The 26,952-nt window shown below is 73.3% G+C and carries 27 protein-coding genes, 1 other RNA gene and 2 pseudogenes; 15 read left to right on the top strand and 15 right to left on the bottom strand.

The window, feature by feature from the left end:
* Window positions 1-32 precede the first annotated feature (32 nt).
* From ABZ818_RS01715 to ABZ818_RS01705, 3 genes and pseudogenes are all read right to left on the bottom strand, one after another.
* Entirely contained in the window at window positions 33-1,229 is a 1,197-nt protein-coding gene (locus tag ABZ818_RS01715) for a D-alanyl-D-alanine carboxypeptidase (RefSeq protein ID WP_361409125.1), read from the bottom strand.
* A gap of 127 nt (window positions 1,230-1,356) precedes the next feature.
* Window positions 1,357-1,679: pseudogene (locus tag ABZ818_RS01710) on the bottom strand (aldo/keto reductase); the annotation flags it as partial.
* A gap of 26 nt (window positions 1,680-1,705) precedes the next feature.
* Window positions 1,706-2,032, bottom strand: coding sequence for a nuclear transport factor 2 family protein (locus tag ABZ818_RS01705; RefSeq protein WP_361409124.1), 327 nt, complete (start codon window positions 2,030-2,032; stop codon window positions 1,706-1,708).
* Between the two features lie 142 nt (window positions 2,033-2,174).
* Here ABZ818_RS01705 and ABZ818_RS01700 point away from each other — a divergent pair, with 142 nt between their 5' ends.
* Complete coding sequence (locus ABZ818_RS01700) at window positions 2,175-2,720, top strand: DoxX family membrane protein (RefSeq protein WP_361409121.1); 546 nt, start codon at window positions 2,175-2,177, stop codon at window positions 2,718-2,720.
* A 110-nt stretch (window positions 2,721-2,830) separates the two neighbouring features.
* Window positions 2,831-3,199 carry a MazG-like family protein gene (locus tag ABZ818_RS01695; RefSeq protein WP_361409118.1) on the top strand — a complete coding sequence of 123 codons (369 nt, stop codon included), beginning with the start codon at window positions 2,831-2,833 and terminating at the stop codon, window positions 3,197-3,199.
* Window positions 3,200-3,269: 70 nt separating this feature from the next.
* Here ABZ818_RS01695 and ABZ818_RS01690 read toward each other — a convergent pair whose 3' ends face one another.
* Window positions 3,270-3,959, bottom strand: coding sequence for a ScbR family autoregulator-binding transcription factor (locus ABZ818_RS01690; RefSeq protein WP_361409116.1), 690 nt, complete (start codon window positions 3,957-3,959; stop codon window positions 3,270-3,272).
* Window positions 3,960-4,652: 693 nt separating this feature from the next.
* The gene (locus ABZ818_RS01685) at window positions 4,653-5,282 is read right to left on the bottom strand and encodes a hypothetical protein (RefSeq protein ID WP_361409113.1); all 630 of its coding nucleotides are present in this window, start codon (window positions 5,280-5,282) and stop codon (window positions 4,653-4,655) included.
* Between ABZ818_RS01685 and ABZ818_RS01680 the strand changes: the two genes are divergently transcribed.
* The 9 genes from ABZ818_RS01680 to ABZ818_RS01640 all read left to right on the top strand — a co-directional run bounded on the left by ABZ818_RS01680 (window position 5,275) and on the right by ABZ818_RS01640 (window position 12,391).
* Window positions 5,275-5,487, top strand: a complete 213-nt coding sequence (locus ABZ818_RS01680) for a hypothetical protein (protein ID WP_361409110.1) — start codon at window positions 5,275-5,277, stop codon at window positions 5,485-5,487. The two genes, ABZ818_RS01685 and ABZ818_RS01680, sit on opposite strands and share 8 nt — an antisense overlap.
* Before the next feature lie 114 nt (window positions 5,488-5,601).
* Window positions 5,602-6,054, top strand: coding sequence for a hypothetical protein (locus tag ABZ818_RS01675; RefSeq protein ID WP_361409598.1), 453 nt, complete (start codon window positions 5,602-5,604; stop codon window positions 6,052-6,054).
* A gap of 95 nt (window positions 6,055-6,149) precedes the next feature.
* Complete coding sequence (locus tag ABZ818_RS01670) at window positions 6,150-6,452, top strand: urease subunit gamma (protein ID WP_361409107.1); 303 nt, start codon at window positions 6,150-6,152, stop codon at window positions 6,450-6,452.
* The gene (locus ABZ818_RS01665; protein WP_361409105.1) at window positions 6,449-6,940 is read left to right on the top strand and encodes an urease subunit beta; all 492 of its coding nucleotides are present in this window, start codon (window positions 6,449-6,451) and stop codon (window positions 6,938-6,940) included. The genes ABZ818_RS01670 and ABZ818_RS01665 overlap by 4 nt, the downstream gene beginning before the upstream one ends.
* Window positions 6,933-8,642: an urease subunit alpha gene (locus ABZ818_RS01660; protein WP_361409102.1), complete on the top strand. Its 1,710-nt coding sequence runs from the start codon at window positions 6,933-6,935 to the stop codon at window positions 8,640-8,642. The genes ABZ818_RS01665 and ABZ818_RS01660 overlap by 8 nt, the downstream gene beginning before the upstream one ends.
* Before the next feature lie 22 nt (window positions 8,643-8,664).
* A complete protein-coding gene (locus tag ABZ818_RS01655) occupies window positions 8,665-9,408 on the top strand; it encodes an urease accessory UreF family protein (RefSeq protein WP_361409098.1) in 744 nt (247 codons plus the stop codon).
* Window positions 9,409-9,472: 64 nt separating this feature from the next.
* Entirely contained in the window at window positions 9,473-10,096 is a 624-nt protein-coding gene (gene ureG, locus ABZ818_RS01650) for an urease accessory protein UreG (protein ID WP_361409596.1), read from the top strand.
* Window positions 10,096-10,959, top strand: coding sequence for an urease accessory protein UreD (locus ABZ818_RS01645; RefSeq protein WP_361409095.1), 864 nt, complete (start codon window positions 10,096-10,098; stop codon window positions 10,957-10,959). Before ureG ends, ABZ818_RS01645 begins: the two co-directional genes overlap by 1 nt.
* Before the next feature lie 205 nt (window positions 10,960-11,164).
* Window positions 11,165-12,391: a cytochrome P450 gene (locus tag ABZ818_RS01640; protein WP_361409092.1), complete on the top strand. Its 1,227-nt coding sequence runs from the start codon at window positions 11,165-11,167 to the stop codon at window positions 12,389-12,391.
* 159 nt (window positions 12,392-12,550) lie between these two features.
* On the opposite strand, the gene ABZ818_RS01635 is transcribed toward ABZ818_RS01640, so the two are convergent.
* From ABZ818_RS01635 to rnpB, 6 genes are all read right to left on the bottom strand, one after another.
* On the bottom strand, window positions 12,551-13,810 hold the full coding sequence (locus ABZ818_RS01635; RefSeq protein ID WP_361409089.1) for a cytochrome P450: 1,260 nt from the start codon (window positions 13,808-13,810) through the stop codon (window positions 12,551-12,553).
* A complete protein-coding gene (locus ABZ818_RS01630) occupies window positions 13,807-14,424 on the bottom strand; it encodes an ATP/GTP-binding protein (protein WP_361409086.1) in 618 nt (205 codons plus the stop codon). Before ABZ818_RS01630 ends, ABZ818_RS01635 begins: the two co-directional genes overlap by 4 nt.
* Complete coding sequence (locus tag ABZ818_RS01625; RefSeq protein ID WP_361409083.1) at window positions 14,405-14,761, bottom strand: DUF742 domain-containing protein; 357 nt, start codon at window positions 14,759-14,761, stop codon at window positions 14,405-14,407. Before ABZ818_RS01625 ends, ABZ818_RS01630 begins: the two co-directional genes overlap by 20 nt.
* On the bottom strand, window positions 14,758-15,177 hold the full coding sequence (locus tag ABZ818_RS01620; protein ID WP_361409080.1) for a roadblock/LC7 domain-containing protein: 420 nt from the start codon (window positions 15,175-15,177) through the stop codon (window positions 14,758-14,760). The genes ABZ818_RS01625 and ABZ818_RS01620 overlap by 4 nt, the downstream gene beginning before the upstream one ends.
* 118 nt (window positions 15,178-15,295) lie before the next feature.
* The gene (locus ABZ818_RS01615) at window positions 15,296-17,086 is read right to left on the bottom strand and encodes an ATP-binding protein (RefSeq protein WP_361409077.1); all 1,791 of its coding nucleotides are present in this window, start codon (window positions 17,084-17,086) and stop codon (window positions 15,296-15,298) included.
* 511 nt (window positions 17,087-17,597) lie between these two features.
* Window positions 17,598-18,002, bottom strand: an RNA gene (gene rnpB, locus ABZ818_RS01610) — RNase P RNA component class A.
* Window positions 18,003-18,141: 139 nt separating this feature from the next.
* Here rnpB and ABZ818_RS01605 point away from each other — a divergent pair.
* Entirely contained in the window at window positions 18,142-18,909 is a 768-nt protein-coding gene (locus tag ABZ818_RS01605; RefSeq protein WP_361409074.1) for a MerR family transcriptional regulator, read from the top strand.
* Window positions 18,906-19,484, top strand: a complete 579-nt coding sequence (locus ABZ818_RS01600) for a hypothetical protein (RefSeq protein WP_361409071.1) — start codon at window positions 18,906-18,908, stop codon at window positions 19,482-19,484. The genes ABZ818_RS01605 and ABZ818_RS01600 overlap by 4 nt, the downstream gene beginning before the upstream one ends.
* On the opposite strand, the gene ABZ818_RS01595 is transcribed toward ABZ818_RS01600, so the two are convergent.
* Window positions 19,471-20,955 (bottom strand): RNB domain-containing ribonuclease, encoded by a 1,485-nt coding sequence (locus ABZ818_RS01595; protein WP_361409068.1) that lies wholly within the window; start codon window positions 20,953-20,955, stop codon window positions 19,471-19,473. The genes ABZ818_RS01600 and ABZ818_RS01595 overlap by 14 nt on opposite strands.
* Window positions 20,956-21,032: 77 nt before the next feature.
* Here ABZ818_RS01595 and yaaA point away from each other — a divergent pair, with 77 nt between their 5' ends.
* The gene (yaaA, locus tag ABZ818_RS01590) at window positions 21,033-21,833 is read left to right on the top strand and encodes a peroxide stress protein YaaA (RefSeq protein WP_361409065.1); all 801 of its coding nucleotides are present in this window, start codon (window positions 21,033-21,035) and stop codon (window positions 21,831-21,833) included.
* A gap of 236 nt (window positions 21,834-22,069) precedes the next feature.
* Here yaaA and ABZ818_RS01585 read toward each other — a convergent pair whose 3' ends face one another.
* The 3 genes from ABZ818_RS01585 to ABZ818_RS01575 are packed head-to-tail and all read right to left on the bottom strand — an operon-like array spanning window position 22,070 to window position 25,061.
* The gene (locus tag ABZ818_RS01585) at window positions 22,070-23,344 is read right to left on the bottom strand and encodes a bifunctional RNase H/acid phosphatase (RefSeq protein ID WP_361409062.1); all 1,275 of its coding nucleotides are present in this window, start codon (window positions 23,342-23,344) and stop codon (window positions 22,070-22,072) included.
* A 60-nt stretch (window positions 23,345-23,404) separates the two neighbouring features.
* A complete protein-coding gene (locus ABZ818_RS01580) occupies window positions 23,405-24,148 on the bottom strand; it encodes a C4-type zinc ribbon domain-containing protein (protein WP_361409593.1) in 744 nt (247 codons plus the stop codon).
* A gap of 13 nt (window positions 24,149-24,161) precedes the next feature.
* Entirely contained in the window at window positions 24,162-25,061 is a 900-nt protein-coding gene (locus ABZ818_RS01575) for a Nif3-like dinuclear metal center hexameric protein (protein ID WP_361409059.1), read from the bottom strand.
* A 198-nt stretch (window positions 25,062-25,259) separates the two neighbouring features.
* Here ABZ818_RS01575 and ABZ818_RS01570 point away from each other — a divergent pair.
* Window positions 25,260-26,276: pseudogene (locus ABZ818_RS01570) on the top strand (hypothetical protein); the annotation flags it as partial.
* Window positions 26,277-26,952: the final 676 nt, after the last annotated feature.

Here is a 26,952-nt window from a genome sequence, read left to right as displayed (position 1 = left end):
GCTCGGACGGCCGCGACTCGGACGGCCGCGACTCAGCGCCGGTGGCGGCCTCCGGAGTCGGCGGCCGCGGCCCGGCGCCGGCGCAGCGCCCACATGCCGCCGGTCAGCAGCACGACCGTCCCGCCCGCGCCCTCCAGCAGCCGCCAGGCCGAGGGGCTGCCGGCCGCCACGCCCGGCGGACCGGCGGCGGCCTGCTTCCCGAGCGGGGGGCCCGCGTCCGCCTTCGCCCCGCCCTCGCTCAGCGGCTCGACCAGCGTGCCGACGGGCTGCGCGGAACGCCCCTGTCCGAAGCCCCAGTCGAGCAGGGCGGCGGTCTCCTCGTAGACGGCGTTGCTGCCGGTCGGGGGGTTCAGCACCGTGGCCAGCAGGGTGCGGCCGCCGCGTACGGCCGCGCCGGTGAAGGTGTTTCCGGCGTCGCTGGTGTAGCCGTTCTTCACCCCGATCAGGCCCTTGTACGCCCTCAGTCCCCACGCGCCGGTCAGCAGGCGGTCGGTGTTCTGGATCTGGAAGCTCTTGTTCCGGCCGGCCGGGAAGTCGGCCTCGTGCGTGCCGCAGTAGCCGCGGAAGTCGGCGTTGCGCAGCCCGTGCCGGGCGATCAGCGTCAGGTCGTACGCCGAGGACAGCTGACCGGGGTGGTCGAAGCCGTCGGGGCTGACCACGTGGGTGTCCAGGGCCTGGAGGTCCTCCGCCCTGGCCTGCATCTCGGCGACCGTCTTCGCCACCCCGCCGTTCATGTGGGCGAGCACGTGCACGGCGTCGTTGCCCGACCGCAGGAACACGCCCTGCCACAGCTGCTCCACCGTGTAGGTGGTCCCGGCCTGAATCCCGACGAGGCTGGATCCCATGGGGATGTCGGCCAGCTCGGCGTCGGTGACGGTGTGCCGCTCGGCGCGATGGAACTTCCTCAGCACCGTGTCCGCGAACAGCATCTTCAGCGTGGAGGCGGGCGCGAGGGGCTGGTGCGCGCGGTGGGCGGCGAGCACGTGACCCGTCTCCCAGTCGGCGAGGAGCCAGGCACGGGCGGTGAGGCGGTCGGGCAGGCCGGTGGCACCGCTCACCTGCACCCCCGCACGGGCCAGCCGCTCGCCACCGATCACGCCGGCGGTGCGGGCGGGGGGCACGGCCGCGGCCGGGCCGGCAGCGGTCATGGCGGTCAGCGGGGCGGCCGTGGCCAGGGTGAGCAGGGAACGCCGGGACAGATGGTGGGGGGACCGAGAGGAATCAAGCACCCGGGGACCGTACAAAGCGAGCCCGAGCCCGCGCGTGACATGTCCTCAAAGCCTGATCAAAAGATCATCAAAGGGCAGGTTACCGAATGCCCTGTCGGATTGCCCTCACGGTCGGCTCCACGCCCGCTCACCGCCCCAGGACGCGGTCGGTCTCGGCCGGCTGGGCGGTGGTCAGCGGGCCCTTGGCGAGCGCGCCCGCGTTCTCCTCGCCTGGGCGACCGAGCGGAACCCGGGGATGGGAACGGTCCGCGCGCTGCGCGCCCACAGCCGGGCCAGGGCGCCCTGGGCGAGCGTACGGCCGCCGCTGGTCAGGACCTCGCGCAGCGCCTCGGCGCGGGCCGGCGACTGCGGGTCGGCGCCGGCGAGGTCCCGCTCCTCGCACAGCGCGAGCATCGAAGACGCGTCCTGGAGCACGTTCAGCGAGCACCGCACGGCCGTGCAGTGCTCGCCCCTCGGCGACGACAGCAGGTGCCGTGCTACGCCTGGCCGGTCTCGAAACGCGAGATCCGGCCGTCGTCGGTGATGGTGAACGACCACCGGGTGCGCATCTCGCCCCAGGTGTCGTTGCTGTAGCGGGCGAGGAGGGCGCGGCCGCCGGCGGACTCCTTGTCGACCTCCATGTGGCCGTGCGTGGAGAAGATCTCCTGCTCGATCCACTCGGCGAGGTCGCGGTCGGCTCCGTCGTCCGCCATGGTCGCGCCGGGCGCGAGGAGTTGCATGAAGCCCTCGCGGTCGTGGGCGTTGACGGCGGTGACGAAGGCACGGACGGCCGGGTCGCTCAGTCTGGCGGTCTGAATCGTCATGTCGGCAGCGTCACACCGGTCCCCGGACCCCGCCACCCGAACGGAACGCAGGACAAGCACGGCGGGCGTGGGCGGTGCGACGGTGGACACCCGGAGTGAGTCCGATGCCGCTGTTCATCCGCCGTCTGCCTGGGGAGTCACCGTGACCTGTTACGACCGACGCGATCTGGGCCTGCTGCTGCTCCGGCTGGGTACCGGCGGCGTGCTGGCCGCGCACGGCGCGCAGAAGCTGCTGGGCTGGTTCGGCGGGGGCGGGATCGAGGAGACCGGCCGGTTCATGGAGTCGGTGGGCTACCGGCCGGGGAAGGCGAGCGCGATGGCGGCGGGGCTGGCGGAGGCCGGCGGCGGTCTGCTGCTGGCCATGGGCCTGGCGACCCCGGCGGCGGGCGCGTCGGCGGCCGGCGCGATGGCGGGGGCGGCGGCGGTGCACGCGCCCAGCGGCTTCTTCGCCCAGAGCGGCGGCTACGAGTACGCCGCCTCGCTGGGCCTGACCTCCGCGGGCCTGGCGATCGCGGGCCCCGGCCGGCTCTCCGTGGATCACGCCCTCGGACACACCGTCAACCGCGGCTGGATGGTCCCGGCGGCGTTCGCGACGGTGGCCGCGGCGACGTCCGTGGTCCTGGGCGCGCGGGTGCGGCGGCTGCGTAAGGAGAAGGAGGGGGAGCAGGAGGCGCTTTTCGAGGAGTAGGACGCGGCGGTCGTGGCGGGCCGCGGCGCGGGCGGGAACAGGTCCGACGGCCGTGGCGGGCCGCCGCAAGGCCGGGAACAGGAACCGGCGGTCGTGGCAGGCTGCGCTGCATGAGCGATCAGCACCCCGGCACCGCGCCGGCACCGCACGAGGACATCTGGTCCACCGTCGACGACCTGTGGGCCTGGCTGGACGCGCACCGCCCCCTCGACGAGGGCCGGGAGGCGGCGGTACTGCCGCGAGTCCTGAAGCTGTCGGAGGAGGTCGGCGAGGTCGCCCAGGCGGTGATCGGCGCGACCGGCCGGAACCCGCGCAAGGGCACCACCCACACCTGGGACGACGTCGAGGCGGAACTGTGCGACGTGGTGATCACCGCTCTGGTGGCCCTGCGCACCCTGACCCCTCAGACCCGGGAGGTCTTCACTCGGCACCTGGAGCGGGTCAAGCAGCGGTCACTGGGGTCGGGCGGGGAGGCCTGACCGGAACGGTTCCGATCGGCCGGTTCCGGCTGGCCGGTTCCGACCGGCCGTGCGGGGAGCGCCCCGCCGTTCATCCGCCGCCGGCGGCCACGACGGTCAGCGCCACGGCCTCCGACCTCGCCTCCGCCTCCGCCTCCAACTCCGCGATGACACGGCTTCCCCGGTCGGGAGCCGTGTCGAGCCGGGCCAGTACCGCCGGGGTGGCGATGGCCGGCAGCACGTGCTCGAAGAGATCGGCCATCCGCCGCTCCAGATCGGCCCATCCGGCGACCGCCTGGGAGACGAACTGGACGCCGATCCAGGCCCCGAGGAAGAGGTGTGCGGTCGTCTCCGGCACGACGTGCGGCAGCACTTCGCCGCGCCTCTTGGCCTCCTCGATGAAGTCCGCGGTGCGTTGCGTCCAGGCGGGCCAGACGCTGCCGAAGACGTCACTGCCCTGGAGATCGGCGGAGAGCCGCACACCGGCGAGGAGCAGGGGTTCCCTGGGGAGGCGGACGGCGAGGGTCATCCCCGCGTCCACCCATTCCTGGAGCTTGAGTTCGCGGGGTACGTGGTGCTCGATGCCGGTCTGCGCCGCGAGCACGCCCCGGGCCAGGGAGGCCTTCGAGTCGAAGTGGAAGTACATGGCGCCCTTGGTCACCTTCGCCCGGCTGAGGATCTCGGCGACGGTGGCCGCGGCGTAACCCCGTTCGGCGAAGACCGCGGCGGCCGCGTCGAGCACCGCGCGGCGGGTCCGGATGGCACGCTCCTGCTGAGCCACGGGACTCTCCCAGGGGTGAAACAGCCCGAATTTGACGTACTTTAGCGCAGGTTGGCCCTTCTCGGGCCCGGTGAAGTCCTCCTCGACGACCCGGCCGATCCACCTCGCTCCGCGCCGAGCGGGATCCGCCGGATTCTCCGGAGCCATGAATTCCGCATTCCCGGAATTGGACTCCCTTTTTCCGGATCGGTGCGCGCCGTGCGCCGCATTTCCGCTTCGCGATGTCGGCGGTAAACACCATGGGCGGCCGCCCACGAATTTCTAGTCATCTCACGGACACCATGTCAAGCGACCGGATTTTACCGGCACTTGGCAGCACTTGGTCGGCTTCGCTGACACTCCAAACGAAGCGGGAGCGCCGATTGTCCGTTATTTCCGTGCAGTGGACAACCGTTCCCGGCGCCGGGTATAAACGCCGATTCACGCAACAGCGAAATGGCATGTGCGGGAGGACGGAAATGACGACGGCACGTCATCGAGTTGCGTCACATTCGAATCCGCCGACCGGCATTCCCCGCGCGCTGCCTGATCGCGAAGAGCACGCACTCGACAACCCCGAGGGAAGACCATGAGCTCCTCAAGATCCCGTTCCCGCCGCGCACGTGCTGACAGACGCCGGGTCTGGCTGGCCGTCGGTGCCACCGTGATCGGCGGCGCGGGTCTGGCCACGGCCGCCGTGGTCCTGGCCCCCGATCACCCCTCGGGCACGGGCGCGAGGAAGCCCGGCCGGCCAGTGCGGACACCATCGCGCTCATCGGCTCCGCCGGCTAAAAGCGCGCCCTTCCCCGCACCGACACCAAGGCCTTCTCCCTGATCGGCGTCTCCTGGAAGGACCGCGCCAGGACCTTCGACGGCACCGCCCAGATACGTACCCGCTCCGCCGCCGACGGCGAGTGGACCGACTGGCGCGACCTCGACTTCGACACGGTCGGCCCCGAGACCGCCGAGGGCCGCGCCGCGGGCACCCGCGGCGCCTCCGAACCGCTGTGGGTGGGCCCCTCCGACGCGGTCGAGGCACGGGTCATGGCCGATGGGAAGCAGACCACCGTCCCCGACGGACTGCGCCTCGACCTGATCGACCCCGGCACCACCCCGCAGGGCAAGGGCAAGGCGAACGGCCAGAACAAGGGGAACGGGCAGAGCCAGGGCAACGGCCAGAATAACGGCGGCACCCCGACCGCCGCCGCCAAGCAGGCCATCGCCGACCTCGCCGCCTGGAAGCTCGGTCTGGACGGAGTCGCCCCGCAGGCCAAGGTCACCCTCACTCACCGCGGCCGGCGACACCGGCGTGTACAAGACCGGACAGAAGGCCGTCTTGAACACCGTCTCCGGCCACCGGGACGGCTACGCCACCCTCTGCCCCGGCAAGACCCTCTACTCCGCGCTGCCGGGCATCCGCACCGCCGCCGGACAGTCCCGCTACACGCGCGCTGACCCGCCCGGCCACGCCGCCGCCCCGTCCCCCATCGGCCGACTTGTCCCCATCGGCCGGGGCGGCGGCGCCGGTCGCCGTACGGGCGTCGCGTGACGTTCCGGCGATGGAATCCGCTTGCTAACCGGGGAGGCCTTCAAGGCCCCACAGCAAGCGAAGGGGTGGGATTCCATGGCCGAGGCCGACGAGAGCAACCCGGACGCGGAGGGGATGCACCTGCACGCGGCAACCCTGGTCGCCCGTCTCACGGGGCGCAGCCGGCTGCCTCTGGACTACTCCGTGGCGAGTCTGCGGCTCGTCGACTTCCTGATCGACGGCATGCGCAAGGGCGGTGCCTCACGCGAGCGCGTACGCGGGCCGCTGCTCGGCCTCGGGGCGTACGTGGGTGAGGTGTTGGTGCGCCACGCGGGTGCGACCTGGGTGGACTTCGACGCCGACCTGCGGGCCTACTTCGGCCAGCCGGTCGGCGTCCGCATGCAGGACGGGCGTCTGTGGAACCCGCTGGGCAAGGTCCTCAACCGCTTCGAGACGGGCGGAGCACGGGATTCCCTCCAGATCTTCTATCTGACCCTGCACGGCCGGCCGCGTCGGGCGACCGTGGCGGACGCCCAGGCCGGTGGTGTGCGCGCGGAGGACGTCCGACGCGTCGGAGGGTTCCGCTGATCGTCACCCTGGGTGAGTTCTCGCTCTGCGACGGGAGCAGGTTTGGGATTAACTGCAAGAGCGTGGTTCTTCCTCTCACCCCGTGGAGGCGGCCGATGCTTCTGACGTTGCACGAGCGTGAGCGCCTGATGATCTACACGGCGGCGAAGCTGGCCCTGGAGCGCAAGGAGCGGGGCCTGAAGCTGAATCTGCCGGAGGCCACCGCGGTGATCACGTCGTTCCTGCTGGAGGGTGCCCGCGACGGCCGTACGGTCACCGAACTCATGGAGTCCGGACGGGCGGTGCTCGGTCGCGACGACGTGATGGAGGGGGTGCCGGAGATGCTGGGGCAGGTGCAGGTCGAGGCGACCTTCCTCGACGGCACGAAGCTGATCACGGTGACGGGGCCGATCTCATGATGATGAAGAGCGGCGAGCATCCCAGCGACGACCCCGGCAGGCAGGACCAGCACGGCTCTGTGCTCCACCCCTCCAGCGGCGTCGGCAGCCCCAGCCCGCCACGGCGGGTCGGGACCGGGGCGCGGCAGGCGGCCCGGCAGCGCTACACGGGGGATCGGCCGGAGGCCGACCGGCCGCTGATTCCGGGAGAAGTGCTCTACGGCGACGAACCGGTCGTGATCAACGCCGGCAAGGAGGTCACCCGGCTGCGGGTGGAGAACACCGGCGACCGCCCCGTCCAGGTCGGTTCGCACTTCCATTTCGCGGAGGTCAACGCCGCGCTGGAGTTCGACCGCGAGGCCGCGTGGGGGCGCCGGCTCAATGTGCTCTCGGGCGGCTCGGTGCGTTTCGAGCCCGGCGCGGTCGAGGAGGTGGAACTGGTCCCGATCGGAGGCCGGCGGATCGTGGCCGGACTGCGGGGTCTGTGCGGAGGTGAACTCGATGGCTGAGATCAGCCGGCGGGAGTACGGCGCCTCGTTCGGCCCGACCACCGGGGACCGTGTCCGCCTGGCCGACACCAACCTGTTCATCGAGGTCGAGCGGGACCTCTGCGGCGGCGGTGACGAGGCCGTCTTCGGCGGCGGCAAATCCATACGGGAGTCCATGGGCCAGTCGCGGGCCACCCGCGGCGAGGGGACGCCCGACCTGGTCATCACCGGCGCGGTGGTCCTGGACCACTGGGGCGTGGTCAAGGCCGACGTGGGCGTCCGGGACGGCCGGATCGTGGCGCTGGGCAAGGCGGGCAACCCCGACACCATGGACGGGGTCCACCCCGGCCTCGTCATCGGCCCCTCCACGGAGATCGCGGCCGGCAACGGGCTGATCCTGACGGCGGGCACGATCGACACCCATGTGCACTTCGTCGGCCCGGACTTGTTCGAGGAAGCCCTCGCGGCGGGCACCACCACGTTCGTCGGCGGCGGCACGGGGCCGACCGAGGGGTCGAAGGCGACCCTGGCCACGCCGGGCGCCTGGTGGCTGCGGCGGATGCTGGAGGCCTGCGAGCCCTGGCCGCTCAACGTGCTGTTCCTGGCCCGCGGCAACACCGTGTCCCCCGAGGCGCTGTGGGAGCAACTGCGGGGCGGCGCGGGCGGGTTCAAGGTGCACGAGGACTGGGGCGCCACCCCGGCCGCGGTCGACGCCGCGCTGACCGTCGCGGACCAGGCCGGGGTGCAGGTCGCGATCCACAGCGACACCCTCAACGAGGCGGGCTTCGTGGAGGATCTGCTCGCCGCCGTCGGCGGCCGGACGTTCCACGCGTACCACACCGAGGGCGCGGGCGGCGGCCACGCGCCGGACATCATCCGGATCGCCGGTGAGCCGAACGTACTGCCCGCCTCGACCAACCCGACCCGCCCGTTCACCGTCAACACGGTGGCCGAGGCGCTGGACATGGTGATGGTGGCCCACCACCTCAACCCGCAGGTGCCCAACGACCTCGCGTTCGCCGAGAGCCGGGTGCGTCCCACGACCATCGCCGCGGAGGACGTGCTGCACGACCTCGGAGCGCTCTCGATCATGTCGTCGGACGCGCAGGCGATGGGCCGGGTCGCGGAGGTCGTGACGCGGACGTGGCAGACCGCCCACCGGATGAAGGAGCTGCGCGGCTCACTGCCCGGCGACAGCCGGGCCGACAACCAGCGGGCCCGCCGCTACGTCGCCAAGTACACGATCTGCCCGGCGGTGGCCCACGGCCTCGAACGCGAGATCGGTTCCGTCGAGCCCGGCAAACTGGCGGATCTGGTGCTGTGGCAGCCCGCCCTGTTCGGGGTCCGGCCCACGGTCGTGTTCAAGGCCGGCATGGCCGCCGGCGCCGCCCTCGGCGACCCGAACGCGTCGATCCCCACCCCCCAGCCGGTGCTGAACCGGCTGGGCTACAACGTGGGCAACCCGGCCGCCGCCGCGAGCGGCGTCGCCTTCGTCGCGCCGGCGGCCGTCGAGGACGGGCTCGCCGACCGCCTGGGGCTGCGGCGGCGGCTCGTGGCCGTGGAGAACGTACGCGGCCGCGGCAAGCGGGACCTCCCGGAGAACACCGCCACTCCACGTATCGAGGTCGACTCCGACACGTACAGCGTGCGGGTCGACGGCGAGCTGATCGAGCACGAGCCCACGGCCGAAGTGCCGATGGCACAGCGCTACTTCCTCTTCTGACCCCCGCCACCACCGCCCTCCGATGAACGCCCAGGAATCCCGGGAATCCCAGGACCGGAAGCCGCAGGCGACGCTGCCGGCGCTGCTGCTGCTCGCCGACGGGCGCTTCCCCTCCGGCGGGCACGCCCATTCCGGCGGTCTGGAAGCGGCGGCGGCCCTGGACGGCGTGGACGACCTGGCCGCGCTGGAGGAGTTCCTGCGGGGACGCCTGGCGACGACCGGCGTGGTGACCGCCGCGTTCACGGCGGCGGCGTGTGCCTCCTTCGGCGGTACGGGCCGGCGGGCCACCGAGGCCGTGGAGGCGCTGGAGGTGCTGGACCGCGAGTTCGCCGCCAGGACCCCGTCACCGTCGCTGCGGACCGCTTCCCGCCGCCTGGGGCGTCAACTGCTGCGGGCGGGCCGTACGATCTGGCCCCACCCACGCCTGGACGAGCTGAGCGCCGCACCCCGGCACGGCCTCCATCAGCCGGTGGCCCTGGGCGCGGTGGCCGCCGCGGCGGGCCTGGGTCCGGACGCCGCGGCGCTGGCCGCCGCCCACGACGCGGTACTCACCCCGGCGACGGCCGCCGTGCGGCTGCTCGGGCTCGACCCGTTCGCGGTCCACGCGACGGTCGCCCGGCTGGGACCACGGATCGCCGCCGTCGCCGCCGAGGCGGCGCGCCACGCGCACACGGCACCCGAGGAGCTGCCGTCCCGCGCGGGACCTCTCCTCGACATCCGTGCCGAACACCACGCCGCCTGGGAGGTGCGTCTCTTTGCGTCCTGACCCCACACCGCGACCCGCCCACTCTCACGATCACCCGCACTCCGGCAGGCAGGCGACGGGAGCCCTGCCCCGCCACCCCGGCCGGGCCCTGCGCATCGGCATCGGCGGCCCGGTCGGCTCCGGCAAGACCGCACTGGTCGCGGCGCTGTGCCGCACACTGGCCCCGGAACTCTCCCTGGCCGTGGTCACCAACGACATCTACACCACCGAGGACGCCGACTTCCTGCTGCGCAACGGCGTACTGACCGCCGAACGCGTCCGCGCGGTCGAGACCGGGGCGTGCCCGCACACCGCGATCCGGGACGACATCTCCGCCAACCTCGAAGCCGTGGAGGAGCTGGAGGCGACCCTGCCGCCGCTCGACCTCGTCCTCCTGGAGAGCGGCGGGGACAACCTCACCGCCACGTTCAGCCGCGGACTGGTCCACCACCAGATCTTCGTCATCGACGTCGCCGGCGGGGACAAGGTTCCCCGCAAGGGCGGCCCGGGTGTCACCTCGGCCGACCTGCTGGTCATCAACAAGACGGATCTGGCGCCGCAGGTCGGCGCGGACCTCGCCGTCATGGACCGCGACGCCCGCGCCAAGCGCGGTGATCTACCCGTGCTGTTCACCTCCCTGGTCCGGGACCCCACCGCGGCCGATGTCGCCGCGTGGGTGCGGCAGTGCCTCGGCGTTTCCGCCCGGTGATGCGTGCCCACGCCCGCCTCGAGGTGACGGCGGACCGGGACCGGTCCGGCCGGGTCAGGACCCGGATCAGCCGGCTCCGCTCCGACGCGCCGCTGGTCCTGCGCCCCACCGCCGCCGTCGAGCCGACGGGCCGATGGAACCCGGACGGCGCCGCCCACGTGGCGCTGGCCGCCGCGGCCGCGGGCCCGATCGGCGGCGACCACCTGCGGCTGGACGTCGAGGTCGCGGCGGGCGCGGCGCTCGTCGTACGCAGCGTGGCGGCGACCCTGGTGCTGCCGGGGCCGCACGGCCGTCCGTCACGCACCGAGACCCACCTGCGGGTCGCGCCGGCCGGCACCCTGGTCTGGCTGCCCGAACCGGTCATCGCCGCCGGCCGCTGCGACCACCACGCCACGACGCGCGTCGAGTTGGAGCCGGGCGCCCGCCTGCTCGCCCGCGAGGAACTGCTCCTGGGCCGCCACGGCGAGACCCCGGGCACGGTCCACCAGCGTCTACGGGTGACCCTCGCCGGCCGTCCCCTCCACGACCAGGAATTCGCCGTCGGCCCCGGCATCCCGGGCTGGCACGGCCCGGCCGTGACCGGCGGACACCGGGCCCTGGGCACCCTGCTCGTCATCACCCCCGACAGCCCGGCCGACACCCACCCGGCCGACCCCGCCCCCCGCGACGCCGATACGGCCGTCATGCGCCTCACCCCCACCGCCACCCTGCTCAGCGCCCTGGCGGACGACGCCCTCACCCTGCGCCGGCACCTCGACCGGGGCATGACCGACCCGCCGACCGACTGCGCCACGCAGCGAAGCGGGCCTCCTGGACCAGCCGAAGGGCACATGCTCGAAAGCCGGTCGGCGACAGGCAGTTGAGCCCCGCAGTCTGCGGCCGGGCGCTGCCGCACCCTCAGCCGGGCCTGGGCTGAAACGATGACCTGGTCACCTTGGCCACGTTCAGGGCATGGTTTCGGCCAACGGGTGCTTGTGGGGCGGCTGGTGAGGGAGTGGGGGCTGTCTTGGTTGACGTTTGATCAATTACCTTGTGCCGTAAGCCAGTCACTGACCTTGAGGGAGCCCCATGTCCACCGCGCAGCAGGTGCCCGACATCCTCTCGCCCGAGTTCGCCGCTGACCCCTACCCGGCGTACCGTCTGATGCGCGACACCGCGCCCCTCATCTGGCACGAGCCCACGCAGAGTTACATCATCTCGCGCTACGAGGACGTCGAGCGCGTCTTCAAGGACAAGAACGGCGAGTTCACCACCGACAACTACGACTGGCAGATCGAGCCCGTGCACGGCAAGACGATCCTCCAGCTCAGCGGCCGTGAGCACGCCGTGCGCCGCGCCCTCGTCGCGCCCGCCTTCCGCGGCGCCGACCTCCAGGAGAAGTTCCTGCCCGTCATCGAGCGCAACTCGCGCGAACTGATCGACGCCTTCCGGAACTCCGGCTCCGCCGACCTGGTCAACGACTACGCCACCCGCTTCCCGGTCAACGTGATCGCCGACATGCTGGGCCTCGACAAGGCCGACCACGCGCGCTTCCACCGTTGGTACACGACCGTCATCGCCTTCCTCGGCAACCTCTCGGGCGACCCCGAGGTCGCCGCGGCGGGCGAGCGGACCCGCGTCGAGTTCGCCGAGTACATGCTGCCGATCATCCGCGAACGCCGCGAGAACCTGGGCGACGACCTGCTGTCCACGCTGTGCGCCGCCGAGGTCGACGGCGTGCGGATGAGCGACGAGGACATCAAGGCGTTCTGCAGCCTGCTGCTCGCCGCCGGCGGCGAGACCACCGACAAGGCGATCGCCAGCATCTTCGCGAACCTGCTGCTCCACCCCGACCAGCTCGCCGCCGTCCGCGCGGACCGCGACCTGGTCCCGCGGGCCTTCGCCGAGACCCTGCGCTACACCCCGCCCGTCCACATGATCATGCGGCAGTCCGCGACCGAGGTGAAGCTCAGCGGCGGGACCATACCCCCGGGCGTCACCGTCACCTGCCTGATAGGCGCCGCCAACCGCGACGAGAGCCGCTACCGCGACCCGGACCGTTTCGACATCTTCCGCGACGACCTCACCACCACGACCGCCTTCTCCGCCGCCGCCGACCACCTCGCGTTCGCGCTCGGCCGGCACTTCTGCGTGGGCGCGCTGCTCGCCAAGGCGGAGGTCGAGATCGGCGTCAGCCAGCTGCTGGACGCCATGCCCGACATGCGCCTCGCCGACGGCTTCGACCCGGTGGAGGAGGGCGTCTTCACCCGTGGCCCGCAGCGCCTGCCGGTACGGTTCACGCCCGTGACCGCCTGACCGTCCGACCGGCACCACCGCCGAGGTGATGGGCCCCTGCCAGGGGCCCATGTGCCTGCCCGCGCTGCCGCACCACCCGGTGGCCCGCACTGCCGTGTCACCAGGCGCCCGTCCACTCCGCTGCCGGACGCCCGCTCCACGGCACCAGCAGGCGCCCGCCTACTGCACCACCGGCGTGAACTGCACCGGCAGCGCCGTCAGCCCCCGCATCCAGATCGACGGGCGCCAGGCCAGCTCCTCGGGCTCCACCGACAGCACCAGGTCGGGCAGCCGCTCCAGCAGCGTCTCGACCGCCGTCCGCGCCATCACGTCCGCCAGCAGCGGTGCCGGATAGGGGCAGCGGTGCTCGCCGTTGCTGAACGACAGATGCGCGGCGTTCTCCACGCCCACCTGCGAATCGGGCCAGATCTGCGGATCGGTGTTGGCCGCGGCCAGTCCCAGCACCAGGCAGTCGCCCGCCCGGATCTGCCGCCCGCCCAGCTGGGTGTCCCGTACGGCCCAGCGCCCGATGAAGTTCTGCGTCGGAGTGTCCAGCCACAGCGCCTCGTTGAGCGCCTCGCCCACACTGAGCCGGCCGCCCGACACGTTCACGGCGAACCGCTCGTCCGTCAGCAGCAGCCGCAGCGTGTTGCAGATCCAGTTCGCCGTCGGCTGCTGCGCCGCGGCGATCACCGAGATCAAGTCCTGGACGATCTCCTCGTCCGACAGCCCCGCCGGATGCAGCAGCATGCGCGAGGTGACGTCCGGACCGGGGCTGACCCGCTTGTCCTTCACCAGCTGCCGCAGCCGCTCGCCCACGCGCCCGTACGCCGCCACCGGGTCGTCGCCCTCCGCCGCGTCCAGCGAGATCCGCAGGTCCTCGACGAGTTGCCGGGTGTCCTCACCCGAGGTCGGCATCCCGCACATCTGCACCACGGCCCGCATCGGCAGGGCGTGCGCGTAACCGGTCATCAGCTCCGCCTGGCCGCTGCCCGCGAAGTCGGCGATGAGTCGGTCGGCGATCAGCTGGCAGCTGCGGGCCAGCTCGAACTGGTCGACGCCCTCCAGCGCCTCCGTGATCACCCCGGCCCGCCGCCGGTGCTCGTCGCCCTCGGTGAACAGCACCGACGGCTGGTATCCGACGTACGGCATCAGCGGCCAGTCCGCCGGGATGTTCTCCCACTGGTTCCAGCGCCGGGAGTCCCGCGCGAACAGCTCGTCGTGGCTGGTCACGTAGGTGACCTCGGAGTAGCCGAGCACCAGCCAGGCCGGGATGTCCCCGTCGAGCAGCACCGGCGCGACCGCGCCGTGCTCGCGGCGCAGCGCGCGGTACAGCTGCGACGGCGTCTGCTGGTACTCGAGGCCCCCCAGGCGCACCGCGTCGGGGTGGTGGGCGGGGCAGCCCGGCGGCGCCGGTCGCGCGGAAGAGGGGTCGGTCACGGTGTCGCCTCCTGGGCCATGGCCAGTTCGTACAGGTGGTCCACGAGGGTGACCAGCACGTCCTTGCCGGACTGCCGGACCCGCGCGTCGCAGTCGAGCATCGGCACGTGCTCGGGCAGCGCGAGCGCCTGGCGGATCTCGTCAAGGGAGTACCGGTGGGTGTCGTCGTCGAACCGGTTGACGGCCACCACGAACGGCGTCTTGTGGTGCTCAAGCCGGTCGATCGCGTACCAGGAGTCGTTCATCCGGCGCGTGTCCACGAGCACCACGGCGCCCAGCGTTCCGGAGAACAGCCTGTCCCACAGGAACCAGAAGCGCTCCTGGCCCGGCGCGCCGAACAGGTACAGCACCATGCGCTCGTTGAGGCTGATCCGTCCGAAGTCGAACGCCACCGTCGTGGTCGTCTTCGTCGCGACCTCGCTGGTCTCGTCGACGCCGACGCCGGCCTGCGTCATCACCTCCTCGGTGTTCAGCGGCCGGATCTCGCTCACCGAGCGGACCAGGGTCGTCTTGCCGACGCCGAAGCCGCCCACGATGACGATCTTCAGGCCGGTCTCCGCCGCGTCGGCCAGTGGCGTGCGGTGGGAGGGCAGCTCAGAGGTTGCGGAGCCCATGGAGCACCTCCTTGAGAAGGGCGGAATCGGGGAGCGAGGCGACGGACTGCGCCGCGCGCGGGTGGCGGGCGGTGATGCGGCCCGTGTCGAGCAGGTCGCCGAGCAGGATCCGCACCACCGTGATCGGCAGCTTCAGCTCCGCGGCGATCTCGACGACGGCCGTGGGGTGTTGGCACAGCTCCAGGATCCGGGCGTGCTCCGACTGCATTCCCGCGGTGGGCCGGCACTCACTGACGATGAGGGTGACCAGGTCGAAGGACTCGTCGGCGCGGCTCCGGCCGGCCGTGACCGTGTAGAGCCGGTCGGGGTCACCGGTGTCCACGGGCTTGCGCATCACGACGCGGCACTCCCCGGAACGGGCTCTCGGGGCTCGGCGCGCAGGTGCTCGCCGATCTGCTCCACCAGCTCCGACATCTGGTGGCCCACCACGCCGGGGTCGGCGTCCTCCTCGGCGAGTACGGCCAGATGCGCTCCTTCGCCGGCCTCCACGATGAACAGCAGGCCGCCGTGGAACTCGGTCATGGACTGGCGGACGCCGCCGGTGCCGTCGCCGAACTCCATGGACGCGCCTTGGGCGAGGGCCTGGATGCCGGAGCAGATGGCGGCGAGTTGGTCGGCCTGGTCGAGCGTCAGGTGTTCGGTCCAGCAGAGCTTCAGGCCGTCGCGGGACAGGGCGAGAGCGTGCCGGGTGCCGGGGGTGCGCTCCAGGAGGCTCTGGAGGAGCCAGGTGAGGCTGTTGTCGGTGGTCTGCATGATGGGTGATGGGACGGTGGTGCCCGGTTGACCGGTCACCGGCCCGTTCCTCCAATCTCAGGAATTCGAGCGGGAAGTGGGCGCCGACGTCCCGGGCGCCGTACGGGAAGGGGGGCGGCTACGGGGCGGCCGGCGGCTCGGACCCGGGCCGGGCATCCGGTCCGGCGGTGCCGCCCGCGGACCGGCGCCCGCGGTGGAAGGCGCCGAACCGTGAACCGGCGTCGCGTGCCGGACGCTGCTCCGGGCCGGCTCCGTCCGCTGTCTCGGACGCCGCTGCGGACGCCGCCCCGGACGCCGACCGGCGCTGCTCGCGCTCCCGTTCCGCCTCGGCCATGGTGCGGCCGGGGGCGCGGACGGGCAGTCCGTTCAGCGTGGAGCCGGTGGCGCTTCGGGGCTGCCCCTGTTCGGGCGGCTCCGGCCGGGCGGCGGGCCGCTCCGGGACTCCGGGGCGCGAGGTGGCCTCGGGCGCCGGGGCCGGAGCGGGCGACACGGCCGGGGCGGGGCCGGGCGTGGCCGCGGTGCCCGCGGCGGGGCGGCCGGTCGCCTCACGCGACACCGACTCGCGCTGCTGGGCGAGCAGTTGCGGCGGCAGCAGGACGACGACGCCGGTGCCGCCGCGCGACGAGGGACGGTAGTTGACGCTGATGCCGTACTTGCCCGCGAGCCGTCCGACCACGGCGAGGCCGAGCCGGGTGCCCTGGAGCGAGGCGAGGTCGGTCATGTGACCGGACACCGCCTCCTCGGCGCGGCGCATCGCCGCGTCGGCCATCTTCAGACCGCTGTCCTCGATGGTGACGACCATGCCGGCGCTGCGGTCCTCGACGTAGACGTGCACCTCGTCGATGGGCGGGGAGAAGTTCGCGGCGTTGTCCATCAGCTCGGCGAGCAGATGCATGACGCCCTCGGCGGCGAAGCCGGAGATCGCGGCGGTGGTGGAGCAGTGCAGGCGCACCCGCTGGTAGGCGGCGATACGGCCGACGGCGCCGCGCAGGATGCTCTCCATCACGATCGGCTTGTTCCAGGCGCGGCTGGACCGGCCGCCCATGAGCAGCGCCAGCCGGTCGGTCATCAGACCGAGCTGGGAGGTGCTGTGGTCCAGCTTCAGCAGGTCGCCGAAGACCTCCTCGCCGTGTCGTTCCTGCATCTCCCGCAGGTCGGCGAGCATGCTGACGGACTTGGCCTGGACGCGGCTGAGCGCCTTGGCGGAGGCGGCCTGTGCCGCGGCGGCGCGCCGCTCGCTGTGGGCGAGTTCACGGATGAACGACTCGGTCGGGGTGCGGACCATGAGCAGCTCGGGCAGGTCGAGTTCGGCGAGCACCGTGTCGGCGGACTGGCCCTCGCGCAGCCGGGCGACCGCGGCGGGCAGCGTCTCCTGCGCGAGCCGCTCCAGCGCCGCTGCCGCCTCGTTCAGCTCGTGCCGGGCCTGTCGGCGCTCGCCGTCCAGGGCGGCCGCGTGCTGAACGTCCTCCTCGACGGCGTCGGCGAAGGTGTGCACGATCCGGCCCAGCTGCGGGTCGGACGGCGGCGTCACGCCGCCCACCGCGTCGGCCGCGCTCGTGCCGTCCCGCAACCGCTTGGCCACGGCGGGCAGCGTCACGTTGACCAGGTGCGCGGTCTCCGCCGACAGCTGCGCCGACTGCGCCTTGAGACGACCGGTCTCGGAGGCCTGCACGGCCGCCGTGCGCCGGGCCCGGCGGACGAGCCGATGGCTGACGAGGACGACTGCTGCGACGCACACCCAGGCGACCACCGCCACGGTCAGCGCCCAGGTGCGGGCGCCGGACGGCGCCAGGGCGACGGCCGCACCGCCGGCCGCGACGCTCACCACCAGCACGACCAGGGGCGCGGTCGACGAGGTGTGCGGCGCCTTCGCCGACCGTTGCTGAATGGGCGGTGCAGGCACTGACATTCCGCGGTCCCTCGGTCCATGAGATCAGAAGAAACGGGGCAGCCGACACTCGGCGGCCGCAGGCCGGAAAGGGGGTCGCCAAGAGGACGACGATCTTCCGACCGGGTACTGGCTCATGCTAGCCACACTGCTGCGCGAGAGAATCTGACTGGCTGCCCAGTCCGCCAACGACCCAAGTTCGTCGTGAACCGATCGGCCGAACGACCCGCCGTGATAAGGAAGTTGAGACCACCTCGACCCGGCTGACGCACAGGCGCAGGCTGCCAAACGGGTTGACGAAGTGTCAAAATTGTAAATACGAGCGCCCCCTGAAACCTCAACTCCGCACGCCAGCAGCCACTTTCCAGCCAACCACTCGGAAGCCGAAGCCCAACACGCCCAACATCTAAGACTGTTGGGACACCTGGCAGGGACGGCGACGACTGCGACGACTGCGACAGGCAGGGACAGTGACGACTGAGGGGGAACCCCGGCCGGCGGCAGGACGGCACGCCCCGGGGAAGTGGAGCGGCAGACGAGTCGGGCTGTACGCCGGGTTCTGTTCCCCGGGTTCCTCGCGGAACCCGGGGCGACGGCCATCCATCTAGGGCCGGCGTTGCCGCCGGCCTCGTGCGGTCCACCCGCGGACTCGGGCGGGCAGCCCTCGAACGTCCGCGCAGGGCGCGCCTTTTACCGCGGCCCCTTTTGACCTTGCTCCGAGTGGGGTTTACCTAGCTGCCCAGGTCACCCTGGGCACTGGTGGTCTCTTACACCACCGTTTCACCCTTACCGAGGACCGAGATCCCCGGCGGTCTGTTCTCTGTGGCACTGTCCCGCGGGTCACCCCGGGTGGCCGTTAGCCACCACCCTGCCCTGTGGAGCCCGGACGTTCCTCGGGAAGCCCCAGGGGGCTCCACGCGGCCGTCCGCCCGGCTCGTCTGCCGTAGGCACCATGGTACCGGTCGCGCGGACCGCGCCGTTTCCGGCCCGGCACCGGCCCGGCCCAGGTCAGGCCCCGGCCGGCCGCCGCACCCTGCGCTTGACCTTCACGCGACGTCAACGTCTGTACTGGTCGTATGCGGATCGGAGAACTCGCCGCGGCCGTCGGTGTCACGACGCGGACCGTGCGGCACTACCACCACCTGGGGCTGCTGCCCGAGCCGGAGCGGCGGGCCAACGGCTACCGGCACTACGGCCTGCGGCACGCCGTCGCACTGGCCCGGATACGGCGGCTGACCGAGTTGGGGCTGGGCCTGGCGGAAGTGCGGGACGTACTCGCCGACGACGCCGGGAAGGACCTGGCCGAGGTGCTCGAAGAGCTCGACGCCGACCTGGCGCGGCAGGAGGCGGCGATCCGGGACCGCAGGGTCCGGCTGCGCGCCCTGCTCGACGTGGGGGAGGTGCCCGCCGAGGGGCCGGTCTCCCCCGAGCTGGCCGCCCTGTTCGCCGCGACGGCGGCCGAGCTGCCCGATTCCCCGGCTGCCGCCAAGGACCGCGAGGTCCTCGCGCTGCTGGAGACGGCCGCGGCACCGGCGGACCGGGAGCGGCTGATGGGCGCCGTGAGCACGGTCTTCGGCTCGCCGGACGGGGCCGCACGGGCGCGGGAGGCCTACGCGCTGCTGGACGCGCTGGCCGACGTGGACGCCGAGACGGATCCGGACGATCCGCGGATCGCGGAGGCGGCCCGTGCGATCGCCGGGTTCGTTCCCCGCGAGATGCTGCCGCAGGAGGCGCGTCCCGACGAGGCCCACGGATTCCTGCGCGCCCTCTACGCGGACTTCGCACCGGCCCAGGCCGAGGCGATCCGGCAGGCCCTGCGGATCCTCTGGGAGGGACGGCGATGAGTGCCGCGGTGCGGGCGGCGTTCCGTCTCGCCCGGCACGAGCTGCGGCTGCTGGCCGGCCTGGCCCTGTGGCTGGCGCGCCGCACCCACGGCACCGGCGGCGGGCAGGCCTTCGGGTACGCCCGCGGTCAGGGCCCGGTCATGGCCGGGCTGGCGTTCGTCTGCGTGATCGAGACGCTGGCGATGGCCGTGCTGCTGCGGAACTGGCCGGCCGTGCACGCGGTGGTGCTGTTCCTCGACGTGTACACCGTCGTCTTCGTCGTGTCCCTGCACGCGGCCTCGGTGGTCCGGCCGCATGTGCTGGGCGCGGACCATCTGCGCATACGGCACGCCGTCCACGTGGATCTGCGCATTCCGCTGGACCGGATCGCGTCCGTGCGCCGCGAGACGCGCACGACGCACGAGCGGGCCGAGGGCGAGCTGGACGTGCCGGTCGGCTCGCAGACCTCCGTCACCCTCGAACTGACCGCGCCGGTCGAGCACGTCACCCTCCTCGGCAGGCGCAGGCGGGTGCGGCTCGTACGGTTCCACGCCGAGGACGCCGGGGTGCTCGTGCGGGCGCTCACGCGGGCGTGAAGCGCACCCTCGCCGGTGGTGGGGCGGACGGGTCGGCTCGGGTGAGCCGTAGCCGGAGCCGTTCGCCCAGCGGCAGCGGTGCGGTGCCGCCCTCGACGCGGGCGACGACGGCCGGGGACTCCACGTGGACGGTGCCGGCGGTGGGGCGGTGCTCGTCGACGTCGATCACACCGCCGTCGAAGAGTTCGCCGACGCGGTCCTTCAGCAGCGCGGCCTCCACCACGTCCAGGCACTCCCGCTCCACGGCGGCCGCGCGCCGGGCGCCCTCGGCCATCCGGTCCGGCAGCGTGTCCAGCGCGGCGAGCACCCACTCGGGCACGTCCCGGCCGGCCGCGGCGGCCAGGCAGATCTCGGTGGCGTACCGGTCGGCGAGGCGGCTCAGGGGTGCCGTGCAGTGCGCGTAGGGCGCGGCGACGGCGGCGTGCGTGGTGATCGCCGGGAGCCCGCCGTCCCGGAAGACGGTGTGGCCGGCGCCGCTCAGCAGGGTCGCGCACTCGCGCAGGAAGGCCGCGTGCCGCGGCCGGTCCGCGTCGAGGGTGCGCAGGAGGGCGGCGTACGACATGTGGTGCGGCCAGTCGACGCGCAGGGCGTGCGCGCCGCGCCGCAGCCGGCCGACCGCGCCGTCGGGGGCGGCCGGCAGGGTGCGCAGTACGCCGGTGCCGTGGGCCAGCATCAGTTCGGCGGCGGCCATGCCGGTGAGCAGGGAGAGCTGGGCGTTCCAGCGGTCGGCCGGGAGCGGGGCGCGGTACACCTGCTCGTACGCGCGGCCTCCGGGCACGTCCGCCGGATGCTCCACGACCTCCAACTCGGGCACCACGAGCGAGATGCCGCCGCGCTCGGCCTCCAGCCGCTCCCGCAGCCGCCCCACGTCCCGGAGCAGCGCGACCGGTTCGTCGGCGGTCCCGGCGTCGATCTCCTTCTGCACTCCGGCACGGTCCAGCTGTGCCCGGCTGCGGACCAGGGCGCGGCGGACGTCGACGGCCCGCGTGCGGCCCTCCGCGTCCAGGTCGACCGTCCACAGCACGGCGGGCCGGGTCTGCCCGGGCAGCAGGCTCGCGGCGCCCTGGCCCAGGACGGCCGGGTGCAGCGGGACTCCGCCGTCGGGGAGGTACAGGGTGCTCGCCCGCCGGTGCGTCTCGGCGTCCACGGCGCCCGCCGGTGCGACGAAGGCGGCCACGTCGGCGACGGCGCAGCGGACGCGGTAGCCGCCGCCCCGGCGGCGGGACAGGTGCGTCGCCCGGTCGAGGCCGGTCCCGTCGAGGCCGGCGGAGCCGGGCGGGTCGAGGGTGAAGAACGGGACGTCGGTGGCGTCGTGCAGGGGGAGGGCGGGGTCCCGCGCGGACTGCTCCGCCTCGGCGAGCACCTCGGGCGGGAAGCCTCCGGGCACGCCGAGCGTGGTGCGCAGTGCGGCGAGGGCGGCCCTCAGGGGTCCTTCGGGGGCACCGGTCACGCGGAGCGGGCGGCGAGGCATACAGCGAGCGTAGGGCGGGGGCGCACGGGCGGCACGCCGTACGCTGTCGCGGAGCGCTACCCGAAGGAGCAACCCCCGTGCTTGTGCTGCTGCCCCCGTCCGAAGGCAAGGCCGCCTCCGGCCGCGGCGCCCCGCTGAGGCCCGAGTCGCTGTCGCTGCCGGGGCTGGCCGCCGCCCGCGAGACGGTGCTGACGGAACTGGTCGAGCTGTGCACCGGGGATGAGGAGAAGGCACGCGAGGTGCTCGGGCTGAGCGAGGGCCTGCGCGGCGAGGTCGCCAAGAACGCCGGGCTGCGCGCGGCGGGCACGCGGCCCGCCGGGGAGATCTACACCGGTGTGCTCTACGACGCCCTGGACCTGGCCTCCCTCGACCCGTCGGCCAAGCGGCGCGCCGCACGCTCGCTGCTGGTCTTCTCCGGCCTGTGGGGTGCGGTACGGGTGACCGACCGGATCCCCTCCTACCGCTGCTCGATGGGTGTGAAGCTGCCCGGTCTTGGCGCGCTGGCCGCGTACTGGCGCACGCCGATGGCCTCGGCGCTGCCCGAGGCGGCCGGTGACGGGCTGGTGCTGGATCTGCGGTCCTCGGCGTACGCGGCGGCGTGGAAGCCGAAGGGCGAGGTCGCGGGCCGGACGGCGACCGTGCGGGTGCTGCACTCGCAGATCGTGGACGGGGTGGAGAAGCGGTCCGTGGTCAGCCACTTCAACAAGGCCACGAAGGGCCGGATCGTACGCGCCCTGCTGACCGAGGGGGCCGCCCCGAAGAACCCGGCCGGACTGGTGGAGGCGCTGCGGGACCTCGGGTACGTGGTGGAGGCGGAGCCGCCGGGCAGGGCGGGGCGTCCGTGGGCACTGGACGTGGTGGTGACGGAGATCCACTGACGCGGGCACCCACCCGACACCACGCCGCCGGAGCACGGGCGCTGGTGGCCGGCGGGCGGCCCGCGATCAAGGCGACACCGCGGACACCGGCCGCGCTCGACGCACCCCGGACGACCGCCGATGCGGTGCCGGACGCGGTGGTGGGCTCGGCATGGTGCCGAAGGTGTCCACGGTGTCGGCGGTGGCCGCCCAGGACGGGGCCCGGGTCGGGCGGTCGGCCGGCGCGGCCGTGGCGGTCAGCGCAGGTGGGACGTGTCGTTGAACAGGCGGACGCTCGCGTTGCCGTCCGCGTAGTACGCCACCGCCGACAGGGACGCCGCCGACAGCTCCATGCGGAACAGGGACTCCGGCGGTGCGCCGAGGGCCAGTTGGACGAACGTCTTGATCGGGGTGACGTGCGTGACGAGCAGCACCGTACGGCCCGCGTGCGCGGCGACCAGCTTGTCCCGGGTGGCGGCGATCCGGACCGCGGTGGCCTCGAAGCTCTCGCCGCCGCCGGTGGGTTCGGCGTCCGGGGAGGCCAGCCAGGCGTTCAGGTCGTCCGGGTAGCGCTCGCGCACCTCGCCGAAGGTGAGCCCCTCCCAGGCGCCGAAGTCGGTCTCGCGCAGCCCTTCCTCCACGGTCACGTCGAGTCCGAGGCGGGCGGCGACGACACCGGCGGTCTCGCGGGTGCGGGTGAGCGGCGAGGACACGACGGCCTGGATGGTGCCGCGCCGGGCGAGCGCCGCCGCGACCTTCTCGGCCTGCTCGCGGCCCACGCCGGACAGCGACGGATCGGTGCCGCCACTGCCCGAGAAACGCTTCTGCGGCGTCAGCGGCGTCTCCCCGTGCCGCAGCAGCACGAAGGTGGCGGGCGCACCGAGATCGGCGGGCGCCCAGCCGGGCGTGGCGACCGCCCCATCGGGCCCCGGGCCTCCACCAGCACCGGAAGCCGCGCCACCACCAGCGGCGGCGGCACGCGCGGCCCGGACGTCGGCGCCCGCGCCGGTGTCGGCGGAAGCGGGCCCCCCGGAGGCCGACGAGGCGTCGGTATCGGTGCCGGGGACCGGGCCACCGCTCGGGCTGCCCGACGTGTCCAGGGACGGACCGGACCACTGCTCACCGCGGGCGCCCGCGTCCATCGCCTCGTTGGCCAGGCGGTCGGCGTGCTTGTTGCGCTCCCGGGGGATCCACTCGTAGGTGACCCGGTCGGCCGGGAACTCCCGGGCCGCCGCCGTCGCGAGCGGCTTCAGGTCGGGGTGCTTGATCTTCCAGCGGCCCGACATCTGCTCGACGACGAGCTTGGAGTCCATGCGGACGTGCACGGTTGCCGCGGGGTCCAGGGCGTGCGCGGCGCGCAGGCCGGCCAGCAGGCCCCGGTACTCGGCCGCGTTGTTCGTGGCCACGCCCAGGTACTCCGCGTGCTCCGCCAGGGTCTCCCCCGTCACCGCGTCGAGCACCACCGCCCCGTAGCCCGCGGGCCCCGGATTGCCCCGCGAACCGCCGTCGGCCTCGACGATGAACTCCCGCACGCCGCTCGCTCCTTACCGAACCGACTGAAGACGCGACTACAGACCCGACCGAAGACCGGCCTACAGACCGGACTCGGCGGTGCGCACCAGGATGCGGCGGCAGTTCTCGCAGCGTACGACCGTGTCGGGGGCGGCGGCGCGGATCTCGCTCAGCTCGGTGATGGCGAGCTCCTGCCGGCAGCCCTGGCAGGTGCGCTGGTACAGCTTGGCCGCACCGATGCCGCCCTGCTGCCCGCGCAGCTTGTCGTAGAGCTTCAGCAGGTCCGCGGGTACGGCGCCGGCGATGACCTCGCGCTCCTTCGTCACGGACGCCACCTCGCCGTCGATCTCCTCGAAGGCCGCGTCCCGGCGCGCGGTCGCGTCGTCGGCCTTCGCCTGGACGGAGGCGACGCGGCCGGTCAGCTCGGTGACCCGCTCCTGCGCGGACTCGCGGCGCTCCATGACCTCCAGGACGACGTCCTCCAGGTCGCCCTGCCGCTTGGCGAGGGACACGATCTCGTGCTGGAGGTTCGACAGGTCCTTGGGCGAGGTGATCGCGCCGGAGTCGAGGCGCTGCTGGTCACGGACGGCACGCTTGCGCACCTGGTCCACGTCCTGCTCGGCCTTGGTCTGCTCGCGGGCGCAGTCGCTCTCCTCGGTCTGCGCGGCCACCAGGAGGTCGCGCACCTGCGTGAGGTCCCGGTTCAGCGACTCGATCTCGGCGTGCTCGGGCAGCGACTTCCGCTTGTGGGCCAACTGCTGGAGGCGGACGTCGAGGGCCTGGACGTCGAGGAGTCGGATCTGGTCGGCGGGCGCGGCGTTCAGTTGGGGGCTCCCGTTAGCTAGTAGAGGAAGAAGAGGAAGTAGCGGACGGGGCGCGCGAAGCGCTCGTCGCAAGGGTGGCGGCGGACGCCGCGTGGGCGGTCCAGGGGTCGGTGACCGTCTTGGAGACGTGGACCCGCAGGCCCCATCCGTTCCGGTCGGAGATCTCGTCGAGCTGGGCGGCGGCCAACTCGCACCAGGGCCACTCGGTGGCCCAGTGCGCCGCGTCGAGCAGCGCGAGGGGACTGTGGGCGCGGTCCGCGATGAACTCGGAGGCCGGGTGGTGGCGCAGGTCCGCGGTGAGGAAGGCGTCGACGCCGGCCGCCCGTACGTCGTCGAAGAGGCTGTCGCCGGAGCCGCCGCTGACCGCGACCGTGCGGACGAGCGCCTCCGGGTCGCCGGCCACGCGGATGCCCTGTGCGGTGGCGGGCAGCCGCTCGGCGGCGCGGGCCGCGAGTTCCCGCAGGGTCAGCGGGTGGTCCAGTTCGCAGACCCGGCCCAGGCCCCGGCGGCCCTCCGGGTCGGTGGCGTCCGGCACCAGGGGGCGTACGACCCTGAGATCCAGCGCCCCGGCCAGCGCGTCGGAGACGCCCGGGTCGGCGGTGTCCGCGTTGGTGTGGGCCACGTGCAGGGCGATGTCGTTCTTGATCAGGGTGTGCACCACGCGGCCCTTGAAGGTGGAGGCCGCCACGGTCGTCGTACCGCGCAGATAGAGCGGGTGGTGGGTGACCAGCAGGTCCGCGCCCAGCTTCACCGCCTCGTCGACGATCTCCTGGACCGGGTCGACGGCGAACAGGACCCGGCCGACCTCCTGCTCGGGGTCGCCCACGACGGTGCCGACCGCGTCCCAGGACTCGGCCCGCTCGGCGGGCCACAGGTTCTCCAGCGCGGCGATGACTTCAGACAGACGGGGCACGGGTGCAAGGCTACCTGGGTGTTCGCCGCGGCTGAACCGGTGCCGTCGCCCCACGTCCGGACCGGGGCCGTCCAGCACATCGGTCTCGGTTTCCACAGGCGAATCGTTTTTCGGCCACCCGTATGTGTGAAGCAGCCGCCCGCCGGTCCGCCCGGTGTGTGTAGGAAAACTACCGTCCTGGCAGGAGGTGACCGAACGATGACAGCCTGCATTGTCGAGACTTCGGCGGCCGGCGCGGACGACGGTACCCCGCGGGCGGGCTGCACGATCACGAAGGACGGTGCCTACGCCGCCCGGCTCGCACGCAGCGGCGACTCCTGGTACCCGGAGCGCTGGACGCTGGACGGTCCCGAGCCGTACGCGGTGCCGCTGCCCGGCAACCAGCCCGAGGAGCCCGGCACGGAGGTGCTGCCGATGGGCGACGGCCGGGTGCTGATCCGGCGGTTGGTGGACGGCCGGCACACCTTCTCGCTGCTGTATCCGACCGGACCGGGCACCGGCGAGCTGCCGCTCGGCGCCATCGAGTGCCCGGAGGGCACCGGGCTGCGGCTGCTGCCTCCCGCGCCCGGCGGCGAGCGGGCCTACGCGCTCGCCGTGGGCCAGCGGTCCTCGGCGGTGTGGCTGGTGGTGGGCGGCGACTTCGGGCCCGAGCACCTGGCCGAGGTGCCGGGCCGCTGCTCGGGCGGGGTCTGGCTGGACCGCGCCGGGCGGATGCTGGCCCTGGACCGGGAGACCGGCGGGCGCACCAAGGCGGTCGTGGTGGACCTGGAGCGCGGCGGCGAGACGTCGCCGCTGCTCCAGATCGCGGCCGCCAGCGACGACCGGCTGCTGCTCGCCGACCCCGACAGCGGACTGCTGCTGATCCGCTCGGACGCCCCCTCCCCCGGGCAGCAACGGCTCGGCTGGGGCGTGCTGGGCAGCACACAGCCGGTGCGCTTCCCCGAGTGCCTCCGGCTGCCGGACTGCGTGGCGACGCCGTTCGCGATCCAGCCGGGGCAGGTGCTCACCCCCGAGCAGTGCGGGGTGGCGCTGCGCTGCGACGGCGCGGTCGGCAGCTGGGTGGCCGTGTGGCGGCCCGCCGAGCGGCAGGTACGTCATCTCCCGGCGCCCGAGGGGTGGCTGGCCGGGTCCGGACTCTGGACCGACGACGGCGTACTGCGTCTGCCCTACGCCACGAGCGCGGTGCCGTGCGGTGTGGCGCGGTGGACGGCACCGACGAGGCAGTCGGCGCCGCGACCGGGACTGGCGGGAGCGGGGGCGGGGACGGGGGCACGCATCCCGATCCCCACCCCGCCCGACGCTCCGCACGACGCGCCGGACCGGGCCACGGCACCCGGACCACGCCCCGGAACCGAGCCCGGACCACAAGCCGAATCCGGACCACGAGCCGACGCTGGACCACGAGCCGAACACGAACCGCCCTCCGTGCCCGGAGTACGAGCCCAACCCGGACCGCCCGCCGAACCCGAACCACAAACCGAGCCCGGGCCCTACGCCACACCCGGAACCGGACCGCACCCCGCACCCGAACCCCACGCCACACCCGGGGCCGGTCTGGACTCCGGCCCCCACGCCACACCCGAGGCCAGGCCCGCACCCAACCCCCACGCCACACCCGAGGCCCGGCCCCCCGTCGGACCCGAAAGCAGGCTCCCCGCCCCACGCGAAGCCACCTCGCACCAGCACCTCACACCCCGAGCCAGAACCCACTCCACACTCGGAACCGGATTCCGCATCGGACTCGGAACCGAACCCCACCCCGCCCCCGAAGCCCCACCACACGCCGGACCTCACCCCGGCCCCGGACCGGAAGACGAATCCGTACCCGGACCGCACCCCGCGCCCGCGCCCGCCCCCGCACCGGAATCCGGCCCTCCGCCCTCTCTCGACC

This window comes from Streptomyces sp. NPDC047453, assembly GCF_040643155.1.
Taxonomy (GTDB): Bacteria; Actinomycetota; Actinomycetes; order Streptomycetales; family Streptomycetaceae; genus Streptomyces.
Note: the sequence above shows the minus strand (reverse complement) of the source record. Positions and strands in the feature narration are given on the sequence as shown.

Coding starts and splice junctions, on each gene's coding strand:
- ABZ818_RS01705 (WP_361409124.1), bottom strand. CDS start 2,032: ATGACGATTCAGACCGCCAGACTGAGCGACCCGGCCGTCCGTGCCTTC.
- ABZ818_RS01695 (WP_361409118.1), top strand. CDS start 2,831: ATGAGCGATCAGCACCCCGGCACCGCGCCGGCACCGCACGAGGACATC.
- ABZ818_RS01675 (WP_361409598.1), top strand. CDS start 5,602: ATGCACCTGCACGCGGCAACCCTGGTCGCCCGTCTCACGGGGCGCAGC.
- ABZ818_RS01670 (WP_361409107.1), top strand. CDS start 6,150: ATGCTTCTGACGTTGCACGAGCGTGAGCGCCTGATGATCTACACGGCG.
- ABZ818_RS01665 (WP_361409105.1), top strand. CDS start 6,449: ATGATGATGAAGAGCGGCGAGCATCCCAGCGACGACCCCGGCAGGCAG.
- ABZ818_RS01660 (WP_361409102.1), top strand. CDS start 6,933: ATGGCTGAGATCAGCCGGCGGGAGTACGGCGCCTCGTTCGGCCCGACC.
- ABZ818_RS01655 (WP_361409098.1), top strand. CDS start 8,665: ATGAACGCCCAGGAATCCCGGGAATCCCAGGACCGGAAGCCGCAGGCG.
- ABZ818_RS01645 (WP_361409095.1), top strand. CDS start 10,096: ATGCGTGCCCACGCCCGCCTCGAGGTGACGGCGGACCGGGACCGGTCC.
- ABZ818_RS01640 (WP_361409092.1), top strand. CDS start 11,165: ATGTCCACCGCGCAGCAGGTGCCCGACATCCTCTCGCCCGAGTTCGCC.
- ABZ818_RS01630 (WP_361409086.1), bottom strand. CDS start 14,424: ATGGGCTCCGCAACCTCTGAGCTGCCCTCCCACCGCACGCCACTGGCC.
- ABZ818_RS01620 (WP_361409080.1), bottom strand. CDS start 15,177: ATGCAGACCACCGACAACAGCCTCACCTGGCTCCTCCAGAGCCTCCTG.
- ABZ818_RS01615 (WP_361409077.1), bottom strand. CDS start 17,086: ATGTCAGTGCCTGCACCGCCCATTCAGCAACGGTCGGCGAAGGCGCCG.
- ABZ818_RS01605 (WP_361409074.1), top strand. CDS start 18,142: ATGCGGATCGGAGAACTCGCCGCGGCCGTCGGTGTCACGACGCGGACC.
- ABZ818_RS01600 (WP_361409071.1), top strand. CDS start 18,906: ATGAGTGCCGCGGTGCGGGCGGCGTTCCGTCTCGCCCGGCACGAGCTG.
- ABZ818_RS01595 (WP_361409068.1), bottom strand. CDS start 20,955: ATGCCTCGCCGCCCGCTCCGCGTGACCGGTGCCCCCGAAGGACCCCTG.